General features: G+C 67.0%; 23 protein-coding genes, 1 tRNA gene and 2 pseudogenes. 14 read left to right on the forward strand and 12 right to left on the reverse strand.

Annotated features, from left to right (window positions below):
- Positions 1–15: 15 nt before the first annotated feature.
- Positions 16–687: a class I SAM-dependent methyltransferase gene (locus tag AC1DS0_RS23815; RefSeq protein WP_476816717.1), complete on the reverse strand. Its 672-nt coding sequence runs from the start codon at positions 685–687 to the stop codon at positions 16–18.
- The gene (locus tag AC1DS0_RS23820; RefSeq protein WP_476816718.1) at positions 684–1838 is read right to left on the reverse strand and encodes a glycosyltransferase family 4 protein; all 1155 of its coding nucleotides are present in this window, start codon (positions 1836–1838) and stop codon (positions 684–686) included. Before AC1DS0_RS23820 ends, AC1DS0_RS23815 begins: the two co-directional genes overlap by 4 nt.
- 143 nt (positions 1839–1981) lie before the next feature.
- Here AC1DS0_RS23820 and AC1DS0_RS23825 point away from each other — a divergent pair, with 143 nt between their 5' ends.
- Positions 1982–3406 carry a M20 family metallopeptidase gene (locus AC1DS0_RS23825; RefSeq protein WP_152015228.1) on the forward strand — a complete coding sequence of 475 codons (1425 nt, stop codon included), beginning with the start codon at positions 1982–1984 and terminating at the stop codon, positions 3404–3406.
- A gap of 82 nt (positions 3407–3488) precedes the next feature.
- Here AC1DS0_RS23825 and AC1DS0_RS23830 read toward each other — a convergent pair whose 3' ends face one another.
- The gene (locus AC1DS0_RS23830; protein WP_244624135.1) at positions 3489–3794 is read right to left on the reverse strand and encodes a hypothetical protein; all 306 of its coding nucleotides are present in this window, start codon (positions 3792–3794) and stop codon (positions 3489–3491) included.
- A gap of 199 nt (positions 3795–3993) precedes the next feature.
- Here AC1DS0_RS23830 and AC1DS0_RS23835 point away from each other — a divergent pair, with 199 nt between their 5' ends.
- Positions 3994–4524, forward strand: a complete 531-nt coding sequence (locus tag AC1DS0_RS23835) for a hypothetical protein (protein ID WP_476816719.1) — start codon at positions 3994–3996, stop codon at positions 4522–4524.
- A 237-nt stretch (positions 4525–4761) separates the two neighbouring features.
- On the opposite strand, the gene AC1DS0_RS23840 is transcribed toward AC1DS0_RS23835, so the two are convergent.
- A complete protein-coding gene (locus tag AC1DS0_RS23840) occupies positions 4762–5136 on the reverse strand; it encodes a DUF6481 family protein (RefSeq protein ID WP_244543923.1) in 375 nt (124 codons plus the stop codon).
- A gap of 84 nt (positions 5137–5220) precedes the next feature.
- The gene (rpsU, locus tag AC1DS0_RS23845) at positions 5221–5484 is read right to left on the reverse strand and encodes a 30S ribosomal protein S21 (protein ID WP_091838241.1); all 264 of its coding nucleotides are present in this window, start codon (positions 5482–5484) and stop codon (positions 5221–5223) included.
- A gap of 210 nt (positions 5485–5694) precedes the next feature.
- Between rpsU and AC1DS0_RS23850 the strand changes: the two genes are divergently transcribed.
- The 12 genes from AC1DS0_RS23850 to AC1DS0_RS23905 all read left to right on the forward strand — a co-directional run bounded on the left by AC1DS0_RS23850 (position 5695) and on the right by AC1DS0_RS23905 (position 15855).
- Positions 5695–6282 (forward strand): hypothetical protein, encoded by a 588-nt coding sequence (locus AC1DS0_RS23850; RefSeq protein WP_476816720.1) that lies wholly within the window; start codon positions 5695–5697, stop codon positions 6280–6282.
- 113 nt (positions 6283–6395) lie between these two features.
- On the forward strand, positions 6396–7535 hold the full coding sequence (gene proB, locus AC1DS0_RS23855; protein WP_476816721.1) for a glutamate 5-kinase: 1140 nt from the start codon (positions 6396–6398) through the stop codon (positions 7533–7535).
- 96 nt (positions 7536–7631) lie between these two features.
- Positions 7632–8873 (forward strand): glutamate-5-semialdehyde dehydrogenase, encoded by a 1242-nt coding sequence (locus tag AC1DS0_RS23860; RefSeq protein WP_476816738.1) that lies wholly within the window; start codon positions 7632–7634, stop codon positions 8871–8873.
- Entirely contained in the window at positions 8870–9481 is a 612-nt protein-coding gene (locus AC1DS0_RS23865; RefSeq protein WP_476816722.1) for a nicotinate-nucleotide adenylyltransferase, read from the forward strand. Before AC1DS0_RS23860 ends, AC1DS0_RS23865 begins: the two co-directional genes overlap by 4 nt.
- 122 nt (positions 9482–9603) lie before the next feature.
- Positions 9604–9960, forward strand: coding sequence for a ribosome silencing factor (rsfS, locus tag AC1DS0_RS23870; protein WP_193219571.1), 357 nt, complete (start codon positions 9604–9606; stop codon positions 9958–9960).
- A 111-nt stretch (positions 9961–10071) separates the two neighbouring features.
- On the forward strand, positions 10072–10554 hold the full coding sequence (rlmH, locus tag AC1DS0_RS23875) for a 23S rRNA (pseudouridine(1915)-N(3))-methyltransferase RlmH (RefSeq protein ID WP_476816723.1): 483 nt from the start codon (positions 10072–10074) through the stop codon (positions 10552–10554).
- Positions 10551–11918 (forward strand): murein hydrolase activator EnvC family protein, encoded by a 1368-nt coding sequence (locus tag AC1DS0_RS23880; protein WP_476816724.1) that lies wholly within the window; start codon positions 10551–10553, stop codon positions 11916–11918. The genes rlmH and AC1DS0_RS23880 overlap by 4 nt, the downstream gene beginning before the upstream one ends.
- Positions 11918–13288, forward strand: coding sequence for a S41 family peptidase (locus AC1DS0_RS23885; protein ID WP_091838379.1), 1371 nt, complete (start codon positions 11918–11920; stop codon positions 13286–13288). Before AC1DS0_RS23880 ends, AC1DS0_RS23885 begins: the two co-directional genes overlap by 1 nt.
- 162 nt (positions 13289–13450) lie before the next feature.
- Positions 13451–14659, forward strand: coding sequence for a divergent polysaccharide deacetylase family protein (locus AC1DS0_RS23890; protein ID WP_476816725.1), 1209 nt, complete (start codon positions 13451–13453; stop codon positions 14657–14659).
- Positions 14656–15159 (forward strand): RNA pyrophosphohydrolase, encoded by a 504-nt coding sequence (locus AC1DS0_RS23895; RefSeq protein WP_476816726.1) that lies wholly within the window; start codon positions 14656–14658, stop codon positions 15157–15159. Before AC1DS0_RS23890 ends, AC1DS0_RS23895 begins: the two co-directional genes overlap by 4 nt.
- Positions 15160–15221: 62 nt before the next feature.
- Positions 15222–15638, forward strand: coding sequence for a phosphoribosyl-ATP diphosphatase (gene hisE / locus AC1DS0_RS23900; RefSeq protein ID WP_476816727.1), 417 nt, complete (start codon positions 15222–15224; stop codon positions 15636–15638).
- A gap of 140 nt (positions 15639–15778) precedes the next feature.
- Positions 15779–15855, forward strand: a tRNA-Arg gene (locus AC1DS0_RS23905).
- A 220-nt stretch (positions 15856–16075) separates the two neighbouring features.
- Here the strand turns inward: AC1DS0_RS23905 and AC1DS0_RS23910 are convergent.
- The 7 genes and pseudogenes from AC1DS0_RS23910 to AC1DS0_RS23940 form a co-directional block, all read right to left on the reverse strand.
- Positions 16076–16306: pseudogene (locus tag AC1DS0_RS23910) on the reverse strand (transposase); the annotation flags it as partial.
- Positions 16307–16375: 69 nt separating this feature from the next.
- Positions 16376–17686 carry a PrpF domain-containing protein gene (locus AC1DS0_RS23915; RefSeq protein ID WP_476816728.1) on the reverse strand — a complete coding sequence of 437 codons (1311 nt, stop codon included), beginning with the start codon at positions 17684–17686 and terminating at the stop codon, positions 16376–16378.
- 302 nt (positions 17687–17988) lie between these two features.
- A pseudogene (locus AC1DS0_RS23920) lies at positions 17989–18147 on the reverse strand (aldehyde dehydrogenase family protein); the annotation flags it as partial.
- Positions 18148–18264: 117 nt separating this feature from the next.
- Positions 18265–20004: a dihydrolipoyl dehydrogenase gene (lpdA, locus tag AC1DS0_RS23925; protein ID WP_476816729.1), complete on the reverse strand. Its 1740-nt coding sequence runs from the start codon at positions 20002–20004 to the stop codon at positions 18265–18267.
- 15 nt (positions 20005–20019) lie between these two features.
- Entirely contained in the window at positions 20020–21585 is a 1566-nt protein-coding gene (locus AC1DS0_RS23930) for a dihydrolipoyllysine-residue acetyltransferase (protein ID WP_476816730.1), read from the reverse strand.
- A 23-nt stretch (positions 21586–21608) separates the two neighbouring features.
- A complete protein-coding gene (aceE, locus tag AC1DS0_RS23935) occupies positions 21609–24293 on the reverse strand; it encodes a pyruvate dehydrogenase (acetyl-transferring), homodimeric type (RefSeq protein ID WP_476816731.1) in 2685 nt (894 codons plus the stop codon).
- Positions 24294–24445: 152 nt separating this feature from the next.
- Positions 24446–24707: phosphate acyltransferase (locus AC1DS0_RS23940; RefSeq protein WP_476816732.1), on the reverse strand; the 262-nt coding region annotated here is incomplete at its 5' end.

The raw sequence follows: 24707 nt of genomic DNA on the forward strand, positions 1-24707 counted from the left end.
GGGAGCGTCCGACCTCTACCGCCCCTCGCCCGCCAGCCGCCACACCGAGCTCTTCTTGATCTCGGTGTCCTCCAGCGCGCGCGTCACCGGCACCTGATAAGTCGCGACCTCGGCGAGCCTGTCCTTGGGCAGATAGCTGCGGCCGGGATCGCCGATCAGCACGGTCGCGCCGCGCTGCGACAGGCTAGAGAGCCAGTCTATCACCTGCGCCGCCAGCTCGCGCTCATAGCAGATGTCGCCGGCGAGGATGACGTCCCAGCTCTGGTCGAGACCGATGAGATCGTCGAGGCGAGCCTCGATCGAGACGCCGTTCGCTTGGGCATTGAGCCCGATCGCAGCGGCGGCAAAGGCGTCGATATCGGCGGCGATCACCTCAGCCGCACCCGCTTTCGCCGCAGCAATGGCGACGAGGCCGGAGCCGCTGGCGAAATCGAGCACGCGCCAGCCGCGCACGGTCTCGGGATGGTCGAGGATATAGCGCGCCAGCGCCTGCCCGCCGGCCCAGGCGAAGGCCCAGAACGGCGGCGGCAGGCCGATCGTCGCCAGCTCGTCCTCGGTCTTCTGCCAAAGCTCAGTCGCTTCCTCGGCGACATGCAGCGAGATCTCCGGCGCATGCGGCACCGGCAGCAGCCGCGTATGGGCCCGGATGAAGGCGAGCCGGTCCAGCGTGGCATCGACCACACTCACGCGACCAGATCCGCCTGATGTTGCCCGAGCAGGGCGCGATAGAGGCCCTTAACCCCGTCCATCACGTCGCGCTCGGTATAGCCGGCGAGCAGGCGCTCGCGCGCGCTCACGCCCATGCGCTCCACCTGGGAGGGCGAAGCAGCGAGCGTCACCAGCGCCTGCGCCAGAGCGGCGATGTCGTTGGCCGGCACGACGAAGCCATCCTGGCCGGTGCGGACGAAGGAGCGGCAGCCCGGCACGTCCGTCGTCAGCAGCGCCCGCCCGCAGGCGGCGCCCTCCAGCAAGGTCCGCGGCAGGCCCTCGCCGCCGCGCGAGGGCAAACAGCAGACATGGTGCCCCCGCCAGACGCCCTCGATATCGCGCGTCGGCCCGGCCCAGGTGATCCCCGGCCGCGCCGACCATTCGCGCAGGGTCGCCTCCGGCACCGCCTTGGGGTTGGACGGGTCGGGCGCCCCATGCAACGTCAGCTCCACCCGCGCGCCCTGCTTGCGCGCCAACGTCACCGCCTCGACCGCGAGGTCGACGCCCTTCGACCAGAGCATGCGCGCAACCAGCGCGACCTTCAGCGGCGGCTGCGGCGGCATCGGTTCCGGCATCAGGACCAGCGGATCGACCCCGGCGCCACCGACGATCGCGACCTTGCCGGCATCGGCCGGATCGAGCCCGAGCGTCACCGGGTCATCGGGGTTCTCGAACAGGAAGCGCACCAGCGGCCCGTCGACCGCCTCGCGCAGCCAGAATTTCGCCGCCAGCCGCGCCGCATCGGCGGCTGCGCCCTCGCGCGCACCGAGGAAGCCGAGCCCGGTCAGGGCGTAGACCCGCCGCTCGACCCCGGCAAGCCGTCCGGCGAGGCCGGCAAGCGCGATCGGCTTCAGCGCGATGCAGTGCAGGATATCAGGCTTCTCGTGCTCGATCAGGCGCTTCAGCGCCATGACCTGCTTGACCAGCGCCACCGGCGAGAGCGAGCGCCGCTCGGCCTCGAGCGCGATCAGCCTTGCGCCTGTCGCCTCGATCGCCTTGCGGTGATTGCGCTCCCGCGCGATCACGGCGACGTCGAGCCCCATCTCTGCCGCAGCGCGAGCCATCGGCAGGAAATGCGAGGCGAAGAACCAGTCCTCGGTGGCGACGAACAACAGCTTCTGGCGGGCCATGGCGCGCATCAGGCCGATGCGGCGCCGAAAAGCAAGCGCATAAGAATGCCACGGGGCAGCCCCGCCATGCCCCACGGTTGCTGGACGCATGAGCCCCGGCTTGCGAAAAGGAGACGAGTCTTCCTCCTCCAGAGAGACAAGTCATGGACAATCGCAACGACCTCTGGCGTCACGTCGACGCCAGCAAAGAGCGCTTCATCGAACTCAGCGACCGGGTCTGGGCCATTCCCGAGGTCTGCTACACCGAGAAGCGCTCGGTCGCCGAGCATGTCGCGGAGCTCCAGCACCAGGGCTTCCGGATCACCGAAAACGTCGCCGATATCCCGACCGCAGTGATCGGCGAGGCCGGCGAAGGCGGCCCGGTCATCGCCTTCCTCGGCGAATATGACGCCCTGCCCGGCCTCAGCCAGGAATCCGGCGTCGCCAAGCACAGCGAGATCGAGACCGGCGGCCACGGCCATGGCTGTGGCCACAACCTGCTCGGCTCGGCCGCCCTTCTGGCCGCGACCGCGATGAAGAACTGGCTCGCCGAGAACAAGCTGCCCGGCCGCGTCCGCTATTACGGCTGCCCGGCCGAGGAAGGCGGCGCCGCCAAGGCCTTCATGGTCCGCGCCGGCGCCTTCAAGGATGCCGACATCGCCATTTCCTGGCACCCGAGCAGCTTCTGGGAAGTCACCCCGCCGCTCTCGCTGGCCAATACCCGCGCCGATTTCATCTTCACCGGCCGCGCCTCGCATGCCGCAGCCTCGCCCGAGCTCGGCCGCAGCGCGCTCGACGCCGTCGAATTGATGAGCGTCGGCGTCAACTATATGCGCGAGCACATGCCGAGCGATGCGCGCGTCCATTACGCCTTGCTCGACACCGGCGGCATCGCCCCCAACGTCGTCCAGGCCCATGCCCGCGTGCGCTATTCGATCCGCGCCCGCGATCTGCCGGGGATGCTCGAGCTGGTCGGCCGGGTCAAGAAGATCGCCGAGGGCGCGGCGCTGATGACCGAGACGACGATGGAGATGAAGATCGTCAGCGCCGTCTCCAACGTCGTCGGCAACGGCCCGCTGGAACAGGCGCTGCAGGGCATCATGGAAGATCTCGGCCCGCCGCATTTCGACGACGCCGACAAGGAGTTCGCCCGCCAGATCCGCGCGACCCTGTCGCAGAAGGATATCGCCGCCGTCTGGCGCGCGATCGGCGTGCAGAAGACCGATGCCGAGCTCGCCGATTTCACGGTGCCGCTCGATTCCCCGCGCAACCCGGCGATCGGCTCGACCGATGTCGGCGACGTCAGCTGGGTCGTCCCGACCGTGCAGGCGCATGCGCCGACCGTCGCGATCGGCACGCCCTTCCACACCTGGCAGGTGGTGGCGCAGGGCAAGATGCCGGCGGCGCACAAGGCGATGATCCAGGTCGCCAAGGCGATGGCCGCGACCGGCGCCGCCGTGCTGACCGATCCGGCGCTGATGGCCGCCGCCAAGGCCGACTTCCAGAAGCGCGTCGCGGCCGATGGCGGCTATACCTCGCCGGTTCCCGCCGAGGTGAAGCCGCCGCTGACGATGTCGACCGGCGGCTGAGGCGCCTTCGGACATGAAAAAGGCCCGCCGGGCGAACCGGCGGGCCAGGATGTCGGGCCGGGGAGGAGGCCCTGGGAGAAACTCAGTCGTAGGTGCGGCAGACGCGGCGGGTGCCGATGACCTCGCCATAGTAGTTGACGCGATCGACGAAATGGCAGCGGCGGACCGGAGCGTAGGCCGGGGCATAGCCGTCGTCATAGTAGCCATAGGCCGGGCCGCTGGCCGCACCGGCGGCGAGGGCACCGAGGGCCAAGGCCCCGACGACGCCGGCACCGATCGCGGCGCCACGATAGTAGCGCGGGCGCGCTTCGGCATCGGCAGCGAAGACGGAAGCGCCCAGCGCCAGGGCGGCGACGGCGGCGGCGAAGCTCTTCTTGGTGCGGGTCATGTTCATTCTCCGAATGGATAGCCGGGTGGCGAACTGTTCGCCATGCACGAGACTTGTCGGTCGCAGGACCGGAATCGCGCGGGTCGCATAAAAAATTCCCGAATCGCCGTCGGGTTCCGCTTCGCGCTTGCGCGCCACGGCTTGCCGGCGGGCGCTGGATATCGTCGGATCAGCCATCGCCGACCGGAGAAAATTCGCCATGACGATCGCACACATCGCTCTCGCCATCGGCTTTTCAACCGTGCTGACAGCGCCACTGCACGCCGAGCAATGGGCGAGCAGCTATACGACTCATGACTACGCGAAATGCCGCAAGGACAAGGGCAATGGCGATCCGGTTTCAGTGCATCGCTGCCCCGGCAAGGCCGGGATCAGCGTCATCTGGACCGCCGGCGACGATTCATCGGCGGTCGAGTTCGGCACGAAGGCGCTGCAGGAAACGATCTCCGACAAGGCCGCCTTCTTCGAGGCCGGCCGGACGATCGAATGGCGCGGCCCCAAAGGCGGCCGGCCGCAGGCGGCGATCCTGCGCTACGCCACCGGCGCGAGCGTCGGCAAGCTCGATGGCAGCCGGCTCGTCGTCCATCGGCTCGCTGCGGATGGCGCCTCCTCCTGCATCATCGGCAGCGTCGACGCCCGCAAGCCAGGTGCGAATGCCGCCGCCCGCCGCCTCGCCGACGAGAAGGCGCCGGGCTTCCGCTGCGGCCAGGACATCCGCTCCGAGCAGTAGGCCCGTTGGACCTCCCTGAAGCCCTCATCCTGAGGAGCGATCCAAAGGATCGCGTCTCGAAGGATGCTCAAGAGCCTCCGGAACCAACTGGACCATCCTTCGAGACGCCGCTGCGCGGCTCCTCAGGATGAGGGCTGATTGTTTTCGAACGAACGCAGGTCTCAGCCATAAAAAAAGCAACGGCGCCGCACGAGGTGCAGCGCCGTCAGCAATCAGAAATCGATCGGAACGTCGAAGTCAGCGGCGCTTACCGGCGACCCGCATCTCCATGTACTGCACGGCTTCGAGCAGGACGCGGCGCGGCCGCTCGGCGTCGCGCTTGGCCTGCTCGGCCTTGCGCTGCACCTCGCGCTCGATCTCGGCCAGGCGTTCGGCCTCCTCGCGCGCAGCCTGCTCGATGGCGGCGATACGCTCGGCCTCCAGGCGCTCGGCTTCCTTCTTGGCATCGCGCTCGGCCCGCGCGGCGGCAATCGCCTCGCGCTCGGCCCGACGCTGCACCATCACCGGATCGTCTGGTCCGGGACGCTTCTTGAAGCGCTCCAGCAGGGCCTTCTTCGCATTCGCGGAATTGGCCTGGCGATCAGTGAAATGGCGGTCGTTCGGGTTCTTCAAGGTGGGCCTTCTCGGGGTTTACATGGGCGAAGATGCCGCCCGCGCGCTGCGCTTACGGCAACTCGCGGGTTTTTGGTACTGAACTCAGCGCGGGGCCGCTGCGCTGGCAGCGCGGGGCTTGAGCACCTTCGGCTTCGGCGCGGCGATCAAGCCTTCGCGCTGAGCCTGCTTGCGGGCGAGCTTGCGGGCGCGGCGGACGGCCTCAGCCTTCTCGCGAGCGCGCTGCTCAGACGGCTTCTCATAGGAAGCGCGACGCTTCATCTCGCGGAACACGCCTTCGCGCTGCAATTTCTTCTTCAGAACGCGAATGGCCTGATCGACATTGTTGTCGCGCACGAGAACCTGCATCCGTGTCTCCAGCTTTGCAGGATGGAAGGAAAAAGGGTCAGGCAACGCCCGACCCTTAGGATTTGTGCGCCGCGGTAGCAGAAATCCCAGACCAGCGCCACCCCTAATTGTGTCCCGCTCGGCGCATAGCGAACCCGCGGCAGGTCGGCCTCTTGGCATGGAACGACCCGCCATGCACCCTCGAGTCATCATTCGATCGCGCCGGGCATCATGGATTCGCAAGCCGCCAACGAGCTCTTCCCCCATATCCGCATCGTCATCGGCATGGTGATCGGCCTCGGCATCACCCGCCTGCTCACCGGCATCGCCCGGTTGATCCAGCATCCCAAGCGCCACCGTCTCTCGGTCATCCACCTGCTTTGGGTGTTCTCCCTATTGGCGGAGCTCGCCTTGTTCTGGTGGTGGGAGTTCGCGCTGTCCCGGCTGCCGAGCCTGAGCTTCGGCACCTTCATCTTCCTGATCGTCTACGCGCTGACGCTCTTCCTGCTCTGCGCCTTGCTGTTTCCCGAGGATCTCGACGAATACGCCGACTACGAGGACTACTTCCTCAACCGGCGGCGCTGGTTCTTCGGGCTCTTCGCGCTGATCTTCGTCCTCGACCTCGTCGACACCGCCCTCAAGGGGCCGGCACGGTGGAGTCACTACAGCGCCGATTATCTCATTCAGGTTCCGCTCGGCCTCGGACTCTGCCTGCTCGCCTCGCTCTACGCCAACAAGCGCCTGCAGCTCGCAATGGCCCTGCTGCACATCGCCTATCAGCTCTACTGGACAGCACGCGTGGTTACCGCGCCGCTGTAGAGGACGCCGCGCCCGGCACAACAGCATTGCGCCCGCGCTGCTTTACAACGCCAGCAATTTGGCCAAGGAACGGCGGCGGGCGTTGTCCTGCCCATCCGAAGCCCGGTCCGCCCGTGAACCTGCCTGCCCTCGATCAGTTCCGCCGCATCGTCGTCAAGGTCGGCTCCTCCCTGCTCGTCGACCGGGCGCAGGGTCGCCTGCGCCATGCCTGGCTCGCGGCGCTCGCCGAGGATCTCGCCGAATTGCATGGCCGCGGCGCCGACGTGCTCGTCGTCTCCTCCGGCGCGATCGCGCTCGGCCGCACCGTGCTGAAGCTGCCGGCCGGCCCGCTCCGGCTCGAGGAAAGCCAGGCTTCGGCAGCGGTCGGCCAGATCGCGCTCGCCCGCAACTGGTCGGAAGCGCTCGGCCATCACGGGCTCAATGCCGGCCAGATCCTGCTCACCCTCGCCGACACCGAGGAGCGCCGGCGCTATCTCAACGCCCGCGCGACGCTGGGGCGCCTGCTCGACCTGCGCGCCGTCCCGGTGATCAACGAGAACGACACCGTCGCCACCTCCGAGATCCGCTATGGCGACAATGACCGGCTCGCCGCCCGCGTCGCCACCATGGCCGGCGCCGACCTGCTGGTGCTGTTCTCCGACATCGACGGGCTCTACACCGCCCCGCCCCTCTCCAGCCCGGATGCCAGGCATATCCCGGTCATCGCGGCAATCACGCCCGCGATCGAAGCGATGGCCGGCGGCGCCGCCTCCGAGCTCTCGCGCGGCGGCATGCGCACCAAGATCGAGGCCGGCAAGATCGCCACCGCCGGCGGCGCCCATATGCTGATCGCCGACGGCCGGGCCAAGAATCCGCTGCGCGCGGTCGCGCAGGGCGCGCGCTGCTCCTGGTTCCTCAGCGCCTCGACGCCCGCCACCGCCCGCAAGACCTGGATCGCCGGCTCGCTCGAACCACGCGGTACGCTGCATGTCGACGACGGCGCCGCTCGCGCCCTGCGTGGCGGCGCCAGCCTGCTGCCAGTCGGCGTCACCCGGATCGAGGGCTCATTCAGCCGCGGCGACGCGGTGATGATCCGAACCAGTGACGGCAGCGAGCTTGGCCGCGGCCTCGTCGCCTATGATGCGGACGAGGCGGTGCGCGTGCTCGGCAAGGCCTCCCGCGATATCGAGGCCGTGCTCGGCTATCCCGGTCGCGCCGAGATGATTCACCGGGACGACATGGCGCTGCGCCTCGGCTACGATCCCGATGCCTAAGCAGAGTTCAGGGTGGCGATGACCCAAGAGAACGCACGGCAGAACGCCAAGCGCGTCCCCGCGCCCGATAATGAGAACGGCGATGTCGCCGCGCTGATGCACGGGCTCGGCCGGGGTGCCCGCGCTGCGGCGCGCCGCGTCGGCACAGCATCGGCCGAGCAGCGCAACCGCGCCCTCGCCGCGATGGCCGAGGCCCTGCGTGAGCGCGCTCCGGCGGTCCTCGCCGCCAACCGGCAGGATCTCGCCGATGCGCGCGCTGCCGGCCTCGCCGCCTCCTTCATCGACCGCCTCGCCTTGGACGATGCTCGCCTCGAAGCGATCGCCCAGGCCGTCGCCGATATCGCTGCCTTGCCCGACCCGGTCGGCAAGGTGCTGGCGAACTGGACCCAGCCCAACGGCCTTGTCTTCGAGCGCGTCGCCACTCCGCTCGGCGTCGTCGCGGTGATCTTCGAGAGTCGCCCCAATGTCACGGCGGACGCCGGCGCGCTCTGCCTGAAGAGCGGCAATGTCGCGATCCTGCGCGCCGGCTCCGACAGCTTCCGCAGCTCCACCGAGATCGCTGCCGCCATGCAGGATGGCCTCGCGGCCGCCGGCCTGCCGCGCGAGGCGATCCAGCTCGTGCCCAGCCGCGACCGCGCCGCCGTCGGCGAGATCCTGAAAGGGCTGGGCGGCACTGTCGACGTCGTCGTGCCCCGCGGCGGCAAGAGCCTGGTGGCGCGTGTTCAGCAAGAGGCGCGCGTGCCGGTCTTCGCCCATCTCGACGGCAACAACCATGTCTATGTCCATGGCGCAGCCGATCTCGCCATGGCTCGCGCGATCCTCATCAACGCCAAGCTGCGCCGCACCGGCGTCTGCGGCGCCGCCGAGACGCTGCTGGTCGACGAAGCCTGCGCGGCGACGCATCTGAAGCTGCTGGTCACCGCCTTGCTCGACGAGGGCTGCGTCGTGCGCGGCGACGCGGCGACGCTCGCCGTCGACCCGCGTGTAACGCCGGCGAACGAAGAGGATTGGCGCACCGAATATCTCGACCGCATCATCGCGGTGAAGCTCGTGCCCGGCCTCGACGCCGCGATCGCGCATATCGAGACCTATGGCTCGCACCACACCGACGCGATCGTGACCGCGGACGAGGCGGCTGCGACCCGCTTCCTCGCCGAAGTCGATTCGGCGATCGTCCTGCACAACGCCTCGACCCAGTTCGCCGATGGCGGCGAGTTCGGCTTCGGCGCCGAGATCGGCATCGCCACCGGGCGCATGCATGCGCGCGGCCCGGTCGGCGTCGAGCAGCTCTGCTCCTTCAAATACCGGGTCCATGGCCAGGGTCAGGTCCGCCCGTGAGCGCCGAGGAGCTGCGCCTGCCGCCGCACGCCCCCGGTCTGCGCATCGGGTTGTTTGGCGGCACCTTCAACCCCGCCCATGACGGCCACCGCATGGCGAGCCTGACGGCACTGCGCCGGCTCCAGCTCGACCGCGTCTGGTGGCTGGTCACGCCCGGCAACCCGCTGAAGGACAATCACGCCTTGCCGCCGCTGACGCAGCGCATCGCAACGGCCCGTGCGCTCGCCAACCATGGCCACATCAACGTCACCGGCATCGAGGCGACCCTGCGCACCCGCTACACCGCCGACACGCTGCGCCAGCTCAAGCGCCGCTGCCCCGGCGTGCGCTTCGTCTGGATCATGGGTTCGGACAATCTCGCGAATTTCCACCGCTGGAACGAATGGCGCGCCATCGCCAGGATGATGCCGATCGCGGTGATCGACCGCCCCGGCTCGACCCATCGCTCGATCGCCTCGCCCGCCGCCAACTGGATGGCGCGCTGGCGTTTATCGGAGAATCAGGGCGCCGCCTTGCCGGTGCGCACCCCGCCCGCCTGGATCTTCCTGCACGGCCGGCGCTCCGATCTATCCTCGACCTATCTGCGCGAACTCGCCGAAACCAATTGAACTTGCCCCCTCCGACGCTTAAATTGGGACGTCGCGCCATGAGCGCGTCGTCACGTGAGGATACGGCTCTGAACCGTCAATCCATCGGCGAAGCCGGCACCGAGCCGCTTCCCCCGGCCGCCATGACCGAGAACCCCGCCGCGAGCAGCATCGCGCTCGCCTTGCAGGTCCTGGACGACATGAAGGCCGAGGACGCCACCGTGATCGACCTCGTCGGCAAGACCTCGCTGGCCGACGCCATGATCATCGCCTCCGGCCGGGTCAACCGCCATGTCGCCTCGATCTCCGACAGCCTCGTCGAAGCCTTCAAGAAGGCCGGCCATGAGACGCCGAAGGTCGAAGGCTTCCCCGCCTGCGACTGGGTGCTGATCGACACCGGCGACCTGATCATCCACATCTTCCGTCCGGAAGTGCGCCAGTTCTACAATCTCGAGAAGATGTGGGGCGCCGACCGGCCCCGCGAGCGCCTCGACGGCTGAGCACCTTGGCATCGGACCGAAAAGTGGAATCCGGTTTTCGGGATAATCCGATGCCCAGCCAAAATGCTAGATCGCCATATCTGCGTCCGAACGGACGCGTGGCGATCTAGCGTGCGCTTGTCGGTCATCGCGGTCGGCCGTCTCAAGGATGGGCCGGAACGTGATCTCTGCGCCCGCTATCAGGAACGCGCGCAAGGCCTGGCCCGCGGGCTCGGCCTGAGCGGCCCCGAGGTCGTCGAGCTCACTGAGGGCCGTGGCCGGCGCACCGAGGAACGCCGCCGCGAGGAGGCGAAGCTGATCGGCGAGCGCCTGCCGCCTTCCGGCCTCGTCATCGCCCTGGACGAGCGCGGCAGGAGCCTCGACAGCGACGCTTTCGCCAATCGCCTTGCGGCAGCGCGCGACGCCGGCACACCGGCCGCAACCCTGCTGATCGGCGGGGCCGACGGGCTCGACGCCGAACTGCGCGAACGTGCCGCGCTGGTGCTCTCCTTCGGTGCGCTGACCATGCCACATCAGATCGTGCGTGCGCTCGTGCTCGAACAGCTCTATCGAGCGATGACGATCATGGCCGGACATCCTTATCATCGCGCATGACCCGCCGTTCCCGGCTGATTCGAATCGCACGCACGCTCCGGCTCTGGCCGGTGCTGCTATGCGCCTGCCTGTCGGCCGGCCATGCAGCGGCTCAAACCGCCCCCGCCCCTGAAGCCGACCAGAGCGCCCGCGACACCGAGCAGAAGCGCGAGGAAAAGCGCGCCCGCGAGGCCGAGCTCAAGGCGATCGAGGAGCGGCTCGCCGGCAGCGCCGAGGCTCGTGCCAAGCTTGAGGCCGAGATCGCCGGCATCCGCGCCGACCGGACCAAGCTCAACCAGGCCCTGCTCGAGACCACCGCCCGCACGCAAGCCGCCGAAGGCCGCATCGCCGGCATCGAGCAGCGCCTTTCGCTGCTGCAGACCAGCGAGACCGCGATCAGGCGCTCGCTTGAGAGCCGGCGCGGCCTGATCGGCGAGGTGCTGGCGGCACTCCAGCGCATCGGCCGCCGGCCGCCGCCGGCCGTGCTGGTCCGCCCGGAGGACATTCTCGAAGCGGTGCGCGCCTCGATGCTGCTCGGCGCCGTCGTCCCGGATCTGCGCCAGGAGATCACCATTCTCGGCACCGATCTCGCCGAGCTGGTGCGCCTGCGCGAAGCCATCGCCGAGGAGCGCAAGAGCATCGCCGGCGAGATGGAGGGGCTGGCGGGCGAGCGCCGTCGCCTGGCCTCTCTGATCGAAGCGAGGCGCGCCCGCGAGACGAGCGCTGCCCAGGACATCGAGGCACAACGGGCCGCCGGCGGCGAACTCGCGGCGCAGGCAAGAACACTGCGCGATCTCGTCGAGCGCATCGAGAAGGACATATCCACCGCCAATCGCGCCGCCGATGCCGCCCGCCGCGCGCTCGAAGCGGAGACCCAGGAGCAGCGCCAGCGCATGGCCCAGCTCGCCTTCCGCGACCCGGCCCGGCTCGCGCCCAAGGCGGCCTTCCAGGAATTGCGCGGCATGTTGCCCTTGCCGGTCGCCGGTTCACAATTGCGTGGATTTGGTGCGGCGGACGAAGTTGGCGCCGCAACGCGTGGAATTTCGCTTTCCACACGCGCCAATGCCGTGGTTTCGTCACCTTCCGATGGCTGGGTGGTCTACGCGGGGCCGTTCCGCTCCTTTGGCCAACTCTTGATCCTCAATGCCGGCAATGGTTACTATGTTCTTCTGGCGGGCATGCAGCGCATCGACGTATCGTTGAACCAGTTTGTGCTGGCCGGAGAGCCGGTCGCGGTGATGGGCGAGACTGCGGAAGCGGCCGCGACGAATGTGGGAGCGGGGACCGGCGAGCCGGTCCTCTATATCGAGTTCAGGAAAGACGGCGTCTCGATCGATCCGACGCCGTGGTGGACGAAATCGCAAGGCGAAAAGGCTCGCGGATGATGCGCAAGGTTTCTCTCGTTCTGGTCGGCGCCATCGCCGGCGCGGGGCTCACCGGTGTGGTGACCCAGACCAAGCTGCTCTCCTCGACCAGTGCGGTCGCGGCCTCGGCCGAGGTCTATCGCAGCCTCAACCTGTTCGGCGACATCTTCGAGAAGATCCGCACCGACTATGTCGAGAAGCCGGACGAGCAGAAGCTGATCGAGGCCGCCATCAACGGCATGGTCTCCTCGCTCGATCCGCACTCGGGTTATCTCGATGCCAAGAGCTTCCGCGACATGGACATCGACATGCGCGGCCAGTTCGGCGGGCTCGGCATCGAGGTGACGATGGAGAACGAGGTTCTCAAGGTCGCCAAGCCGATTCGCGACACGCCCGCCGCCAAGGCCGGCATCCTGGCCGGCGACATCATCCGCAAGATCGACAATGACGAGGTCAAGGGCCTCAGCCTGAACCAGGCCGTCGAGAAGATGCGCGGCATCATCAACACGCAGGTCAAGCTGACGATCGAGCGCACCGGCAAGACCGAGCCGCTGGAATTCACCCTGACCCGGTCGAATATCGTCGTCCCGGCTGTCGAGGAGCGCGTCGAGGGCGATGTCGGCTACATCCGCATCGGCACCTTCAGCGAGCAGACCTATGAGGGCCTGCGCAAGGCGCTCGACAAGGTCAACGCCGAGATCGGCTTCGACAAGATCAAGGGCTACATCATCGACCTGCGCAACAATCGCGGCGGGCGCCTCGACCAGTCGGTGCTGGTCTCCGATGCCTTCCTCGAGCGTGGCAAGATCGTCTCGACCCGCGGCCGCAACGCCGAGGAGACCCAGGTCTTCAACGCCAAGTCGGGTGATCTGACCAAGGGCAAGCCGGTCGTCGTGCTGATCAACGGCTCCTCGGCCTCCGCCGCCGAGATCGTCGCCGGCGCCCTGCAGGACCACAAGCGCGCCACCGTCATGGGTTCGCGCTCCTTCGGCAAGGGCTCGGTCCAGACCGTGATCCGCCTCGGCGACAATGGCGGCCTCAGGCTGACCACGGCGCGCTACTACACCCCGTCCGGTAACTCGATCCAGGCCAAGGGCATCACGCCCGACATCGAGATCATCCAGGACGTGCCGGCCGAGCTGAAGGACAAGGTCGAGAACAAGGGCGAGGCCTCGCTCAAGGGCCATCTGCGCAATGGCGATGGCAAGGAGGAGCAGGCCGGCTCGCCGTCCTATGTTCCGATCGATCCGGCCAAGGACACCCAGCTCGCCGCGGCGCTCAACCTGCTGCGCGGCAAGAAGGACGTCGCCCTGCCGGCGACGCCGGCGCCTGCCACGCCCGCCCCGGCCCCTGAGGCCGGCAAGTCCGACGGAGAAAAGAAGTCCGACTGAGCCCGCAGGCCCTTTCTGGCCCAGCTATTCGGCACTTGCGCAACGGCCGCAGGAGATTGTTTCCCTTGCGGCCGATTGGCGATTGATTCCGGCTCGAATCATCCGACTCTAGCGCTGCGAACTGATTCGCAGATGTTGTGACGTCGAAGAGGACGGCGCCTCTTGGCCGGATTGCCGCTCAGCGAACTCGACCAGCCGCTCGGGCAGGCGAAGCCCACGCACGCGTCGAAGCCCTATGGGCGCTGGCTCTGGCGTGGCCTGACCGGCGGGCTGGCGGCTCTCTTCGTCGGTCTCATCCTCTACGCGGCGCTGAAACGCGATCCCAATGGCGGCGAACCGATCGCGACTGCGATGATCCGCGAGCGCCCTGTCGCACCCGACATCGCCAAGGCTCCGCCCGAGCCCGCCCAGCGCGATGACCGGCGCGGCCCGGCCAGCGCCAGCCAGCTCGAAACCGAATCCGGCGTCACCGTCGTCCGCCCGGGTTCGGACGCGCCCGGCGCGATCATCATCACCGTCCCCGACGATGGCGCGGTCAAGCTCGCTCCGGCGCCGGACAAGCGCCTGGTCGAGCGCACCCGGCACGGCCTCCTGCCGAAGATCGGCCCGGATGGCGCGACACCGGCGCAGGTCTATGCCCGCCCGCTCGGCCCTGCCCCCGCCGGCAAGCCGGCCGGCCGGATCGCCATCCTGGTCGGCGGGCTCGGCATCAGCCAGAGCTCGACCAGCGAGGCGATCGCGCGCCTGCCAGGCCCCGTCTCGCTCGCCTTCGCCCCCTATGGCGCCGAGCTGGAGAAAACGGTCCAGCGCGCCCGCAGTGAAGGCCACGAGGTCTTCCTGCAGGTGCCGATGGAGCCGTTCGACTACCCCGACAACGACCCCGGTCCGCATACCCTCCTCACCGGCCAGAAGGGCAGCGACAACCTCGACCGGCTGCAATGGGTGCTCGGCCGCTTCTCCGGTTATGTCGGCATCGTCAATTTCCTCGGCGGCCGCCTCACCGCCGACGACATGGCCCTGACGCCGCTGCTGCGCGAGCTCGCCGGGCGCGGGCTGATGGTCGTCGACGACGGTTCCTCGCCGCGCAGCCTGCTCGCTTCCGCAGCGACGCGCGCGCAGATCCCGGCGCTCAAGGCCGATCTTTCGCTCGATACCGTCCCGCGGCCTGAGACCATCGACAAAGAGCTGCAGCGTCTCGAGACGCTCGCCCGCGACCAGGGCACGGCCGTCGCCACCGCCAGCGCCCTGCCCGTCACGGTCGAGCGCATCACCCGCTGGGCCCGCACGCTCGAGGGCAAGAACCTGATCCTCGTACCCGTCAGCGCCGCCCGCGGCTTCCGCAACCCCTCCACCACCGGTTCGCTGCGATGACAAAACCGCCCGCCGGCTACCGCCCCTGCGTCGGCCTTGCCCTGTTCAACCCGGCCGGGCTCGTTTTCGTCGGCCGCAGGGCCAATCGCAGCCAGCGCGAGCACACCGCCCCCGGTCATGAATGGCAGATGCCGCAGGGCGGCATCGATGCCGGCGAGCAGCCGATCGAGGCGGCCTATCGCGAGCTTCGCGAGGAGACTAATGTCTCCTCGGTCTCGCTGCTCGCCGAAGCGCCGGACTGGCTGAGCTACGATCTGCCACGCGAGATCGGCAGGGAGGCCTGGCGCGGGCGCTATCGCGGCCAGTCGCAGAAATGGTTCGCCTTCCGCTTCGATGGCGACGAGAGCGAGATCGACATCCTCAACCCCGGCGGCGGCCACAAGCCGGAATTCGACGCCTGGCGCTGGGTGCCGCTCGCGGAGACGGCGGAGCTGATCATCCCGTTCAAGCGCGAGGTCTACCGTGAGGTGGTCCGCCAGTTCGCGGGTGTCGCGCGATGAGCGCCCGGCGCAAGCGGCTGGACCGTCATGAAACCCTTACATGGCGGCCCGATTCTGGATCGATGACCGATTCGGTGCAGAAACTCTACGCGGCCGTGCTTTCGGCCCGCGGCCGCGACCCCGCTTTGTCGCGAACCGCCAAGCTGATCCGCGAAGGCGCGCCGAAAATGGCCAAGAAGCTCGGCGAGGAAGCCGTCGAGGTCGGGATCGAGGCGGTGCAGAACAATCGCCCGGCAGTGGTCCGCGAAAGCGCCGATCTCATCTACAATCTCGTCGTGCTCTGGAGCGAGCTCGGCATCACGCCCGGCGAGGTCTGGCGCGAGATGGACCGGCGCGAGGAGCTCTACGGCATCGCCGAGAAACTGCCGAAATCGCGGCATGGCAGCCGCCACCTGGCTGTGCCGGACAGCGGGGCGAGCGATGACGGGGCAAGACAGGATGCCTTGCAGCCGCTGCTCCTGCGCGGCAAGCGGGGCTGATAGTCTCTTCGCCACCGCTTGTCACAAGGTTCGACAAGAAAGCGAAGGAAGTCGGCAAATCGGGCTTGCCAAGCACAGCGGGAGCCGTTAAGTCCGCATCCGTCAGCCGATGACGGCCTTCAAGACCGTTTCGCTGCCACGCGCCCGTAGCTCAGCTGGATAGAGCATCAGACTACGAATCTGAGGGTCAGAGGTTCGAATCCTTTCGGGCGCGCCATTTTCTTTAAAGACTTAGCTCGTATTAGAGCCCGCCTCTCCGGCGGGCTTTATCGTTTGCTGTCCACCATGAGAACCGTACCATTGATGCCGGTGTTCCAATGCAACACCGGCAACCTGGCGAGCTGTTCCTTGATCTAGGTAGGCTGCTCGGCCTCTTCGGCGATTGGTTCACTGAGGACATTGAAGCTCCTGACTGGTTTGCCGTGAGGCCAGACAGGGACGCCCTTGCGGCTCCAGCGGCTGAAGCGGCGGAAGGCACTGTCCCAGCCGCCGAACGCCCCGGACAAGTCGCGCCAGGGCGAGCCGGCGCGCACGATCCGCAACACCGCCTCGACGAACATGCGGTTGTCACCGCCAGACGAGAGCCGCGCGCGCTCGTCGCCGATGATGTGGGCAGACATCCGCTCCCACTGATCGTCCCGAAGAATCAGGTGGTCCAGAACGCCCATAGCTGCCTTCCAAAAGACAGCTTTGAATCACAGCCTAACACTCTTGCGGACCCCAAGAGTCCACACATCCTAGTCGGCCAACGGGTGTGCGGGAGCCGCTCCCCTCGCATCAGCCTTGCTGGCAGCATCGAGCGCTTCCACGAGAGCACTGGAAGCGCGATAGAGCGGCACATGGCCGCGCAGCAGGATCTGGGCGCTGCGGCGGTAAGCAGCGCGGCGGACGTCGAGCGAGCCATCGATCATGCGAGCATCCAGCACGGTATCGAGCAGGCCGGCCGGGTTTTCGATCGCTACGCCGAGGTCCGCGTATTGTGGAGTTACCGTCGGCAGGTCTTGGGCAACCCGGTTGGCGACGGTTCCAGGAATGAGCGCGGCGGCTGCCAAACAGCAGCCTCCCGAGACGGCCATCGAGGCGTGAGCGGTCTGCGGGGTGAAGTAGCGCACCGCCAAGTGCCCACCGGCGTTCGCTTGTCCGACGATGCAGGCCTTGGGAATGGTTTCGCTGCGCTCGATATCGGCGCGACTCATGGCGCTGCCGTCCTTACGGCGCAGGCCCATGCGTAGCGCGGCCTCTACCCAGACCTGTCGGAAGCGGCGCATGAAATCGGCGTCGGCCTCAAGCGCAGCGAGCGGTTCGTGAGCGGTTTTGCCGAAATCGGCGGCATCGGCGATGACCATGGGCACGGCCACGTCTACGCAGGAGACCGTGCAGCCCGCGATCTGGTCGGAGGTTTGGCCGGTGGGCAGCAGGCGGCCCGTCTTGCTGCCCGTAGGATCGTGCAGGAACAGGTCGACGAGCGGATAGGCGCCGGAGACGCCGGGAATTTCGGCAACCGCGAAGCGCCCTTCTGCTTGGCGCTGCATGCGAGCGGTGGTGACCACCCCCGTGTTGGTGTTGGCGATCTCTGCCTCAACCGCGCCCGTTTCGCGACCCGTGATCAAGCCGGAATCCAGTGCCCACAGCAGGAGGGCGGACGACATGTTGCCGCAATTTACGCTCCAGTCGATACGACCGTGCTCGGCCGCCAGTTGAGCCAGGGTGCTGACGATACCGCACTGTCCGCCAGCTTGTTCCACTCGCGCCAGAAACACCTTGTTGCTGGTAGCCGGCCCACGTCCGAGGCCTGTGATCTGCCGGTTTCCGGTCAATTCGCCTTCCAGGGGAACGCCCATCAGCTGCCGCAGCAGTTCCTCACGCAGGGGCAGCGACTCAGGCAGTAACGGTTCCCACAGCACAAGCCCGGTCGAGGTGCCGCCTCGCATGTGGTGTACAGGGAATTCGACCGCGCCTGCCGTGTGGCGAAGCGCAAACGGAGCGGAAGCAGAGCTCGGCATGAGACCTCGAGACGAATTTTCGTGGGAATCCTGAATTTTCAGCACCGGGCTGCGCCGAGTGGCGATGTGCTAGAGGCAACATCGCATTCACGTTCGACGAAGGCTTCGCGCCACCATGATATCATGCAGCGCAACTAGAATCTGGTCAACACCGCAATATAATGAAAGGCCACTTGTGAACCATATCACATTATTGAATCAATTCACAACTGACTGAAAGTTACATAATAACTATTGGATATGATCAAAATTCTACCTTAATCGCTCAAACGACTCTGCGATTAGGCTGATCTTTTGACGAAAGCGAGAGAAATATTTACCACTCCACGAACAATCGCATCGACACCTCATCGCGACAAAGACGCAAGCCCTCCGACACAAGTATATTTGATGTCGAGATAGTCCTGCAGGCCGTATTTCGAGCCCTCGGAGCCCAGTCCCGATTCCTTGACTCCGCCGAAGGGCGCGACCTCGGTGGTGACCAGCCCGTCGTTCACGCCAACGATGTCCCGCTTGAAGTCGCTCCACTCAGACATGATCAAGCCTTTCAGAAGCGCGGGTAGACAAGGCCGTGCGCCCCGCCTGGATACGGTTTCGTGGTTCAGCGCCGGAAAACCCGCCCGCTATTTCTTCTTCTGCGGCGGCAGATCGGTGCAATGGCCCTCGAAGACCTCGGCGGCCATGCCGATGGATTCGCCGAGCGTCGGATGCGGATGGATGGTCTTGCCGATATCGGCCGGCTCGCAACCCATCTCGACGGCGAGGCAGACCTCGCCGATCAGGTCGCCGGCATGGGTGCCGACGATACCGCCGCCGATGACCCGGTGCGTTGCCTCGTCGAAGATCAGCTTGGTGAAGCCCTCGTCGCGGCCATTGGCGATGGCGCGGCCCGACGCCGCCCAGGGGAAGACAGCCTTGCCGAATTTGATGCCTTCCGCCTTGCACTGCTCCTCGGTCTTGCCGGCCCAGGCGATCTCCGGGTCGGTATAGGCGACCGAGGGGATCTGCCGGGCGTCGAAGAAGGAGGCCTCGCCCTTGGCGACCTCGGCCGCGACATGGGCCTCGTGCACCGCCTTGTGGGCCAGCATCGGCTGGCCGACGATATCGCCGATCGCGAAGATATGCGAGACATTGGTCCGCATCTGCTTGTCGACCGGGATGAAGCCGCGATCGCCAACGGCGACGCCCGCCTTCTCGGCGCCGATCTTGCTGCCGTTGGGCGAGCGGCCGACCGCGACGAGCACGAGATCGTAGAGCTGCGGACCGGCTGGAGCCTTCTCACCCTCGAAGGAGACCTCGATGCCAGCTTCCGTCGCCTTGGCGCCGACGGTCCTGGTCTTCAGCATCACATGGTCGAAGCGAGGCGCGTTCTTCTTCTCCCAGACCTTGACGAGATCGCGGTCCGCACCCGGCATCAGGCCGTCGAGCATCTCGACCACGTCGACGCGCGTGCCGAGCGTCGAATAGACCGTCGCCATCTCGAGGCCGATGATGCCGCCGCCGACGACCAGCATGCGCTTGGGGATCGAGCGCAGCAGCAGCGCGCCGGTGGAATCGACGATGCGATCGTCCTCCGGCAGGAAGGGCAGCTTCACCGCCTGAGAGCCGGCCGCGATGATCGCCTTGGCGAAGCGGATGGTCTTCTTGCCGGACGCTGTCTCGACTTCGAGATGATGCGGATCGAGGAAGGAGCCGACCCCGGTGACGACCTCGACCTTGCGGGCCTTGGCCATGCCGGAAAGGCCACCGGTCAATTTGCCGATGACGCCGTCCTTGAAGGCCCTGAGCTTGTCGAGATCGATCTGCGGCGCGCCGTAGGTCACGCCATGCGCCCCGAGATGCGCGACCTCGTCGACCACGGCGGCGGTGTGCAGCAGCGCCTTGCTCGGAATGCAGCCGACATTCAGGCAGACGCCGCCGAGCGTGGAGTAACGCTCGACGAGCACGGTCTTCATGCCGAGATCGGCGGCGCGGAAGGCGGCCGAATAGCCGCCCGGCCCGGCGCCGAGCACCAGCACCTCGCAGTCCATGTCGGCCTTGCCGCCGTAGCTTGCCGCTGCCGGAGCGGCGACGGGCGCGGGAGCCGCCGCGGCTTGCGGAGCGGGCTTGGCTGCCGCGGCCCCGGTGGCCTCCAGCGTCAGGATCACCGATCCCTCGCTCACCCTGTCGTCGACCTTGACCTTGATCTCCTTCACGACGCCGGCCGCCGAAGACGGAATCTCCATCGAGGCCTTGTCGGATTCGACCATGATCAGCCCGGTATCGACCGCGATCGTCTCGCCCGGCTTCACCATCACCTCGATCACGGCGACATCCTTGAAGTCGCCGATATCGGGAACTGTCACATCGATCTGGTTCGCCATGTTGAAGCTCCCGACTCAGAACAGCACGCGCCGCATGTCGGCGAGCACATTGGCGAAGTGGACGTTGAAGCGGGCCGCGGCCGCGCCGTCGATGACGCGGTGGTCCCAGGAGAGCGACAGCGGCAGCGTCAGGCGGAAGCTGGAACTCTTGCCGTCCGGCGAATGCTGCTTCCAGTAGCTCTTGCACACGCCCATGATCGCGACTTCCGGCGCGTTGATGATCGGCGTGAAGTAGATGCCGCCGATGCCGCCGAGCGACGAGATCGAGAAGGTGCCGCCCTGCATCTGGTCCGGCTTGATCTTGCCGTCGCGGGCGAGCTTGGCGAGCTCGTTCATCTCCTTGGCGATCTCGGGGATCGTCTTCCTGTCGGCGTCGCGGATGACCGGGACCATCAGCCCGTTCGGCGTGTCGGCGGCGAAGCCGATATGCCAGTAGTTCTTGTAGACCAGCGTGTCGCCGTCGAGGCTGGCGTTGAACTCCGGGAACCTCTTCAGCGCCGAGACCGCCGCCTTCACCATGAAGGGCAGCAGCGAGAGCTTCACGCCGCTCTTCTCCAGCTCCTTGTTCATCTGGACGCGGAACTGTTCGAGATCGGTGATATCCGCCTCGTCATGGGTCGTGACATGCGGGATGACGACCCAGTTGCGATGCAGGTTGGCGGCCGAGATCTTCTTGATCCGGCCCATCTCCTTGCGCTCGACCGGGCCGTATTTGGCGAAGTCCACCTTCGGCCAGGGCAGGAGGTCGATGCCCCCGACACCGCCGCCGGCTGGTGCCGCGGCCGCCGGCTTCCCGGGCGCCGCCACGCCGCCGCCCTTGGCGAAGGCCTCGACATCCTCGCGCGTGATGCGGCCGTGCTGACCGGTTCCCTTGACCTTGCCGAGATCGGCTCCGGTCTCGCGGGCGAGCTTGCGCACGGCGGGGCTGGCATAAGCAAGCGCGAAGGCCTTCTCGTCGATCGCGCCGGGCGCTGCGGCAGCGGGCGCCGGGGCAGCAGCCGGGGCCTGGGCCGGCATAGCAGCTGACGTCGCCGCGGCAGCGCCAGTCGAGAGCGACAGGACGATGGTTCCCTCGCTCACCCTGTCGCCGACCTGCACCTTGACCTCGCTAATGATGCCGGCGAGCGGCGCCGGCACTTCCATCGTCGCCTTGTCGGATTCCAGCGCCAGCAGCGGGTCCTCCGCCTTCACGCTGTCGCCGACCTTCACGAAGATCTCGATGACCGGCACGTCCTTGAAGTCGCCGATATCGGGAATGCGCACCTCGGCGAGACCCGCCGGGGAGCTGACCGGCGCCGGAGCCGCGCTGACGCTCGGGCGCGCCTCCGCCGCCTCGCCGCCCGCCTCTTCGAGCTGCAGGATAACGGTGCCCTCGCTCACCTTGTCGCCGACCGCGACGGCGACGGATTTCACCACGCCCGCACGGGGCGCCGGCACCTCCATCGTCGCCTTGTCGGATTCCAGCGCCAGCAGCGGCGTTTCCGCCTTCACATGGTCGCCGGGCTTCACGAAGATCTCGATGACGGGAACATCGGTGAAGTCGCCGATATCGGGGACCTTGATGTCGATCGAATGGCTCATCGCTCTGTCCTCGAATGGCGTTGTCAGACGGTCCACGGCGCCGGGCGTTCGCCGTCGAGCCCGTATTTGGCGATCGCATCGGCGACGACCGAAGCGGGCAGCGCCCCCTCGTCCGCCAGCGCCTTGAGCGCAGCGACGGCGACGTAATAGCGATCGACCTCGAAGAACCGGCGGAGGTTGACGCGATAGTCGGACCGGCCGAACCCGTCCGTGCCGAGCACGCTGTAGCGCTTGCCCGCCGCCTGGACGTATTCGCGGATCTGGTCGGCGTAGTTGCGCATGTAGTCGGTCGAGACGATGACCGGTCCCTGATGGCCGGCAAGCTGGGCCTCCACCCAGCTCCTGCGCCGCTCCCCTGTCGGATGCAGCAGGTTCCAGCGCTCGGCCGCCATGCCGTCGCGCCTGAGCTCGTTGAAGCTGGTGGCGCTCCAGATGTCGGCAGCGACGCCGAAGTCCTTGGCGAGCAGATCGGCCGCGGCGATGACCTCGCGCAGGATCGTGCCCGAGCCCATCAGCTGGACCGTCAGGCCCGACTTCTGCGCCTGGCCCTTCCTGAGCAGATAGAGGCCCTTGAGGATGCCCTCCTCGGTCGCCTCGCCGGCCGCCGCCTCGGCCATGCCGGGATGGGCGTAGTTCTCGTTCATCAGGGTGACGTAGTAGTAGACGTCCTCTTGATCCTGATACATGCGGCGCATCCCGTCGCGGATGATCGCCACGACCTCATAGGCGAAGGTCGGATCGTAGGAGACGCAGTTCGGGATCGTGCCCGCCATGATGTGGCTGTGCCCGTCCTCGTGCTGCAACCCCTCGCCGTTCAGCGTGGTTCGGCCGGCGGTACCGCCGAGCAGGAAGCCCCGCGCCCGCATGTCGCCGGCGAGCCAGGCGAGATCGCCGACGCGCTGGAGCCCGAACATCGAGTAGAAGATGTAGAACGGGATCATCGGCACGTTGTTCGTGCTGTAGGAGGTCGCGGCGACGATCCAGCTCGACATCGCGCCGCCTTCGTTGATGCCCTCCTGCAGCACCTGGCCGGTCTTGTCCTCGCGGTAGTACATCAGCTGGTCGGCGTCCTGCGGCCGGTAGAGCTGGCCGACCGAGGAATAGATGCCGAGCTGGCGGAACATGCCCTCCATGCCGAAGGTGCGCGATTCATCCGGCACGATCGGCACGATGCGCTTGCCGATCACCTTGTCGCGCACCAGGCTGCCGAGCATCTGCACGAAGGCCATCGTCGTGGAGATCTCGCGCTCGCCGGTGTTCTCCAGCAAGCGCTGGAAGGTCGAGAGCGGCGGGATTTCCAGCGCCTCCGACTTGCGGCGGCGCTGCGGCAGCGAGCCGCCAAGCCTTGCGCGCTGGGCGCGCAGATACTGCATTTCCGGTGAGTCTTCGGGCAGCTTGATGAAGGGGACCTTGTCGAGATCCTCGTCCGAAACCGGGATCTGGAAACGATCGCGAAAGCCCTTCAGGGCGCTCGCGGTCATCTTCTTGGCCTGGTGGGCGATCATCTGGCCTTCGCCGGATTCGCCCATGCCATAACCCTTGACCGTCTTCGGCAGGATCAGCGTCGGCTGGCCCTTGTGCTGGACCGCCGCCGTATAGGCCGCGAAAACCTTCGCGGGGTCATGGCCGCCGCGCGTCAGCTTCCAGATGTCGTCGTCGCTCATGTCGGCGACGAGTTCCTTCAGCTCCGCGTATTTGCCGAAGAAGTGCTCGCGCACATAGGCGCCGCTCTTGCTCTTGAAGTCCTGATATTCGCCGTCGACGCACTCCTCCATGCGCTTGAGCAGCAGGCCGGACTTGTCCTTCTCCAGCAGCCGGTCCCAGCCCGTGCCCCAGAGCACCTTGACGACGTTCCAGCCGGCGCCGCGGAAGACGCTCTCCAGCTCCTGCACGATCTTGCCGTTGCCGCGCACCGGGCCGTCCAGGCGCTGCAGGTTGCAGTTGATCACGAAGACGAGGTTGTCGAGATTCTCGCGGCCGGCGAGGGAAATGGCGCCGAGCGATTCCGGCTCGTCCATCTCGCCGTCGCCCATGAAGGCCCAGACCTTGCGGTTCTCGGTGTTGGCGAAGCCGCGGCTCTCCAGATATTTCAGGAAGCGCGCCTGGTAGATCGCCATCAGCGGGCCAAGGCCCATGGAAACCGTGGGGAACTGCCAGAAATCCGGCATCAGCCAGGGATGCGGATAACTCGGAATGCCCTTGCCTTGCGTCTCCTGCCGGTAGTTGAGCAACTGCTCCTCGGTCAGGCGCCCTTCGAGGTAGGCACGGGCATAGATGCCGGGCGAGGAGTGGCCCTGCACGAAGATCAGGTCGCCGCCATGCTCTTCCGTCGGCGCATGCCAGAAATGGCCGAAACCGATGTCGTAGAGCGTCGCCGCCGACTGGAAGCTGGCGATATGGCCGCCGAGCTCGGAGCTCGTCTTGTTGGCACGCAGGATGATGGCGAGCGCGTTCCAGCGGATGATCGAGCGCAGCTTGTGCTCGATCGCGCGATCACCCGGCAGGGGCGGCTGTTCGCCCGGCGGAATCGTGTTGCAATAGGGCGTGGTCAGGGATTGCGGCACATAGAGCCGATCGCGCCGGGCGGCGTCGACCACGGCGTTGACGACGAAGTTCGCCCGCTCCTTGCCACGATGTGCCTCTAGGGCAGCCAGCGCATCCAGCCACTCTCGGGTTTCGAGGGCATCTTCGTCTTGCCGGCCACGCATGGCATTTCCTCCTGCTCGTCATGCCTATTCTGAGTTCCTGCGATCTTATTTCGCTATTCGAGCCGTAGGCTACGGAAAGCTTTCGCTGCCCGCAGGTGATGCGAGCAATCCGGCCTTGTCTCTCCTCCTGCCTGGCCTCGGCCTCCCAAGGGTTATTCGCCGGCCCCGGCGGCTGCGCGCCCTTGCGCCTCCGCGACGGCGACGGCGGTCATGTTGACGACGCCGCGTGCCGTGACCGAGCCGGTGAGGATATGCACCGGCTTGGCGGCGCCGATCAGGATCGGGCCGACCGGGAGCGCGTCCGCCAGCACCTTGGCGAACTGGTAGGCGATGTTGGCTGCGTCGAGATTGGGGAAGATCAGGACGTTGGCGACGCCCTTCAGCTTCGAGGACGGCAGCACCCGGTCACGGATC

Source organism: Allobosea sp. P4_H5, assembly GCF_056400825.1.

What these genes read in the sequence shown, in the direction of transcription:
- AC1DS0_RS23820 (WP_476816718.1), bottom strand. Translation starts at nt 1,838, where the DNA reads ATGGCCCGCCAGAAGCTGTTGTTCGTCGCCACCGAGGACTGGTTCTTC.
- AC1DS0_RS23825 (WP_152015228.1), top strand. Translation starts at nt 1,982, where the DNA reads ATGGACAATCGCAACGACCTCTGGCGTCACGTCGACGCCAGCAAAGAG.
- AC1DS0_RS23830 (WP_244624135.1), bottom strand. Translation starts at nt 3,794, where the DNA reads ATGACCCGCACCAAGAAGAGCTTCGCCGCCGCCGTCGCCGCCCTGGCG.
- AC1DS0_RS23835 (WP_476816719.1), top strand. Translation starts at nt 3,994, where the DNA reads ATGACGATCGCACACATCGCTCTCGCCATCGGCTTTTCAACCGTGCTG.
- rpsU (WP_091838241.1), bottom strand. Translation starts at nt 5,484, where the DNA reads ATGCAGGTTCTCGTGCGCGACAACAATGTCGATCAGGCCATTCGCGTT.
- AC1DS0_RS23850 (WP_476816720.1), top strand. Translation starts at nt 5,695, where the DNA reads ATGGATTCGCAAGCCGCCAACGAGCTCTTCCCCCATATCCGCATCGTC.
- AC1DS0_RS23860 (WP_476816738.1), top strand. Translation starts at nt 7,632, where the DNA reads ATGCACGGGCTCGGCCGGGGTGCCCGCGCTGCGGCGCGCCGCGTCGGC.
- rsfS (WP_193219571.1), top strand. Translation starts at nt 9,604, where the DNA reads ATGACCGAGAACCCCGCCGCGAGCAGCATCGCGCTCGCCTTGCAGGTC.
- AC1DS0_RS23880 (WP_476816724.1), top strand. Translation starts at nt 10,551, where the DNA reads ATGACCCGCCGTTCCCGGCTGATTCGAATCGCACGCACGCTCCGGCTC.
- AC1DS0_RS23885 (WP_091838379.1), top strand. Translation starts at nt 11,918, where the DNA reads ATGCGCAAGGTTTCTCTCGTTCTGGTCGGCGCCATCGCCGGCGCGGGG.
- AC1DS0_RS23895 (WP_476816726.1), top strand. Translation starts at nt 14,656, where the DNA reads ATGACAAAACCGCCCGCCGGCTACCGCCCCTGCGTCGGCCTTGCCCTG.
- hisE (WP_476816727.1), top strand. Translation starts at nt 15,222, where the DNA reads ATGACCGATTCGGTGCAGAAACTCTACGCGGCCGTGCTTTCGGCCCGC.
- lpdA (WP_476816729.1), bottom strand. Translation starts at nt 20,004, where the DNA reads ATGGCGAACCAGATCGATGTGACAGTTCCCGATATCGGCGACTTCAAG.
- AC1DS0_RS23930 (WP_476816730.1), bottom strand. Translation starts at nt 21,585, where the DNA reads ATGAGCCATTCGATCGACATCAAGGTCCCCGATATCGGCGACTTCACC.
- aceE (WP_476816731.1), bottom strand. Translation starts at nt 24,293, where the DNA reads ATGCGTGGCCGGCAAGACGAAGATGCCCTCGAAACCCGAGAGTGGCTG.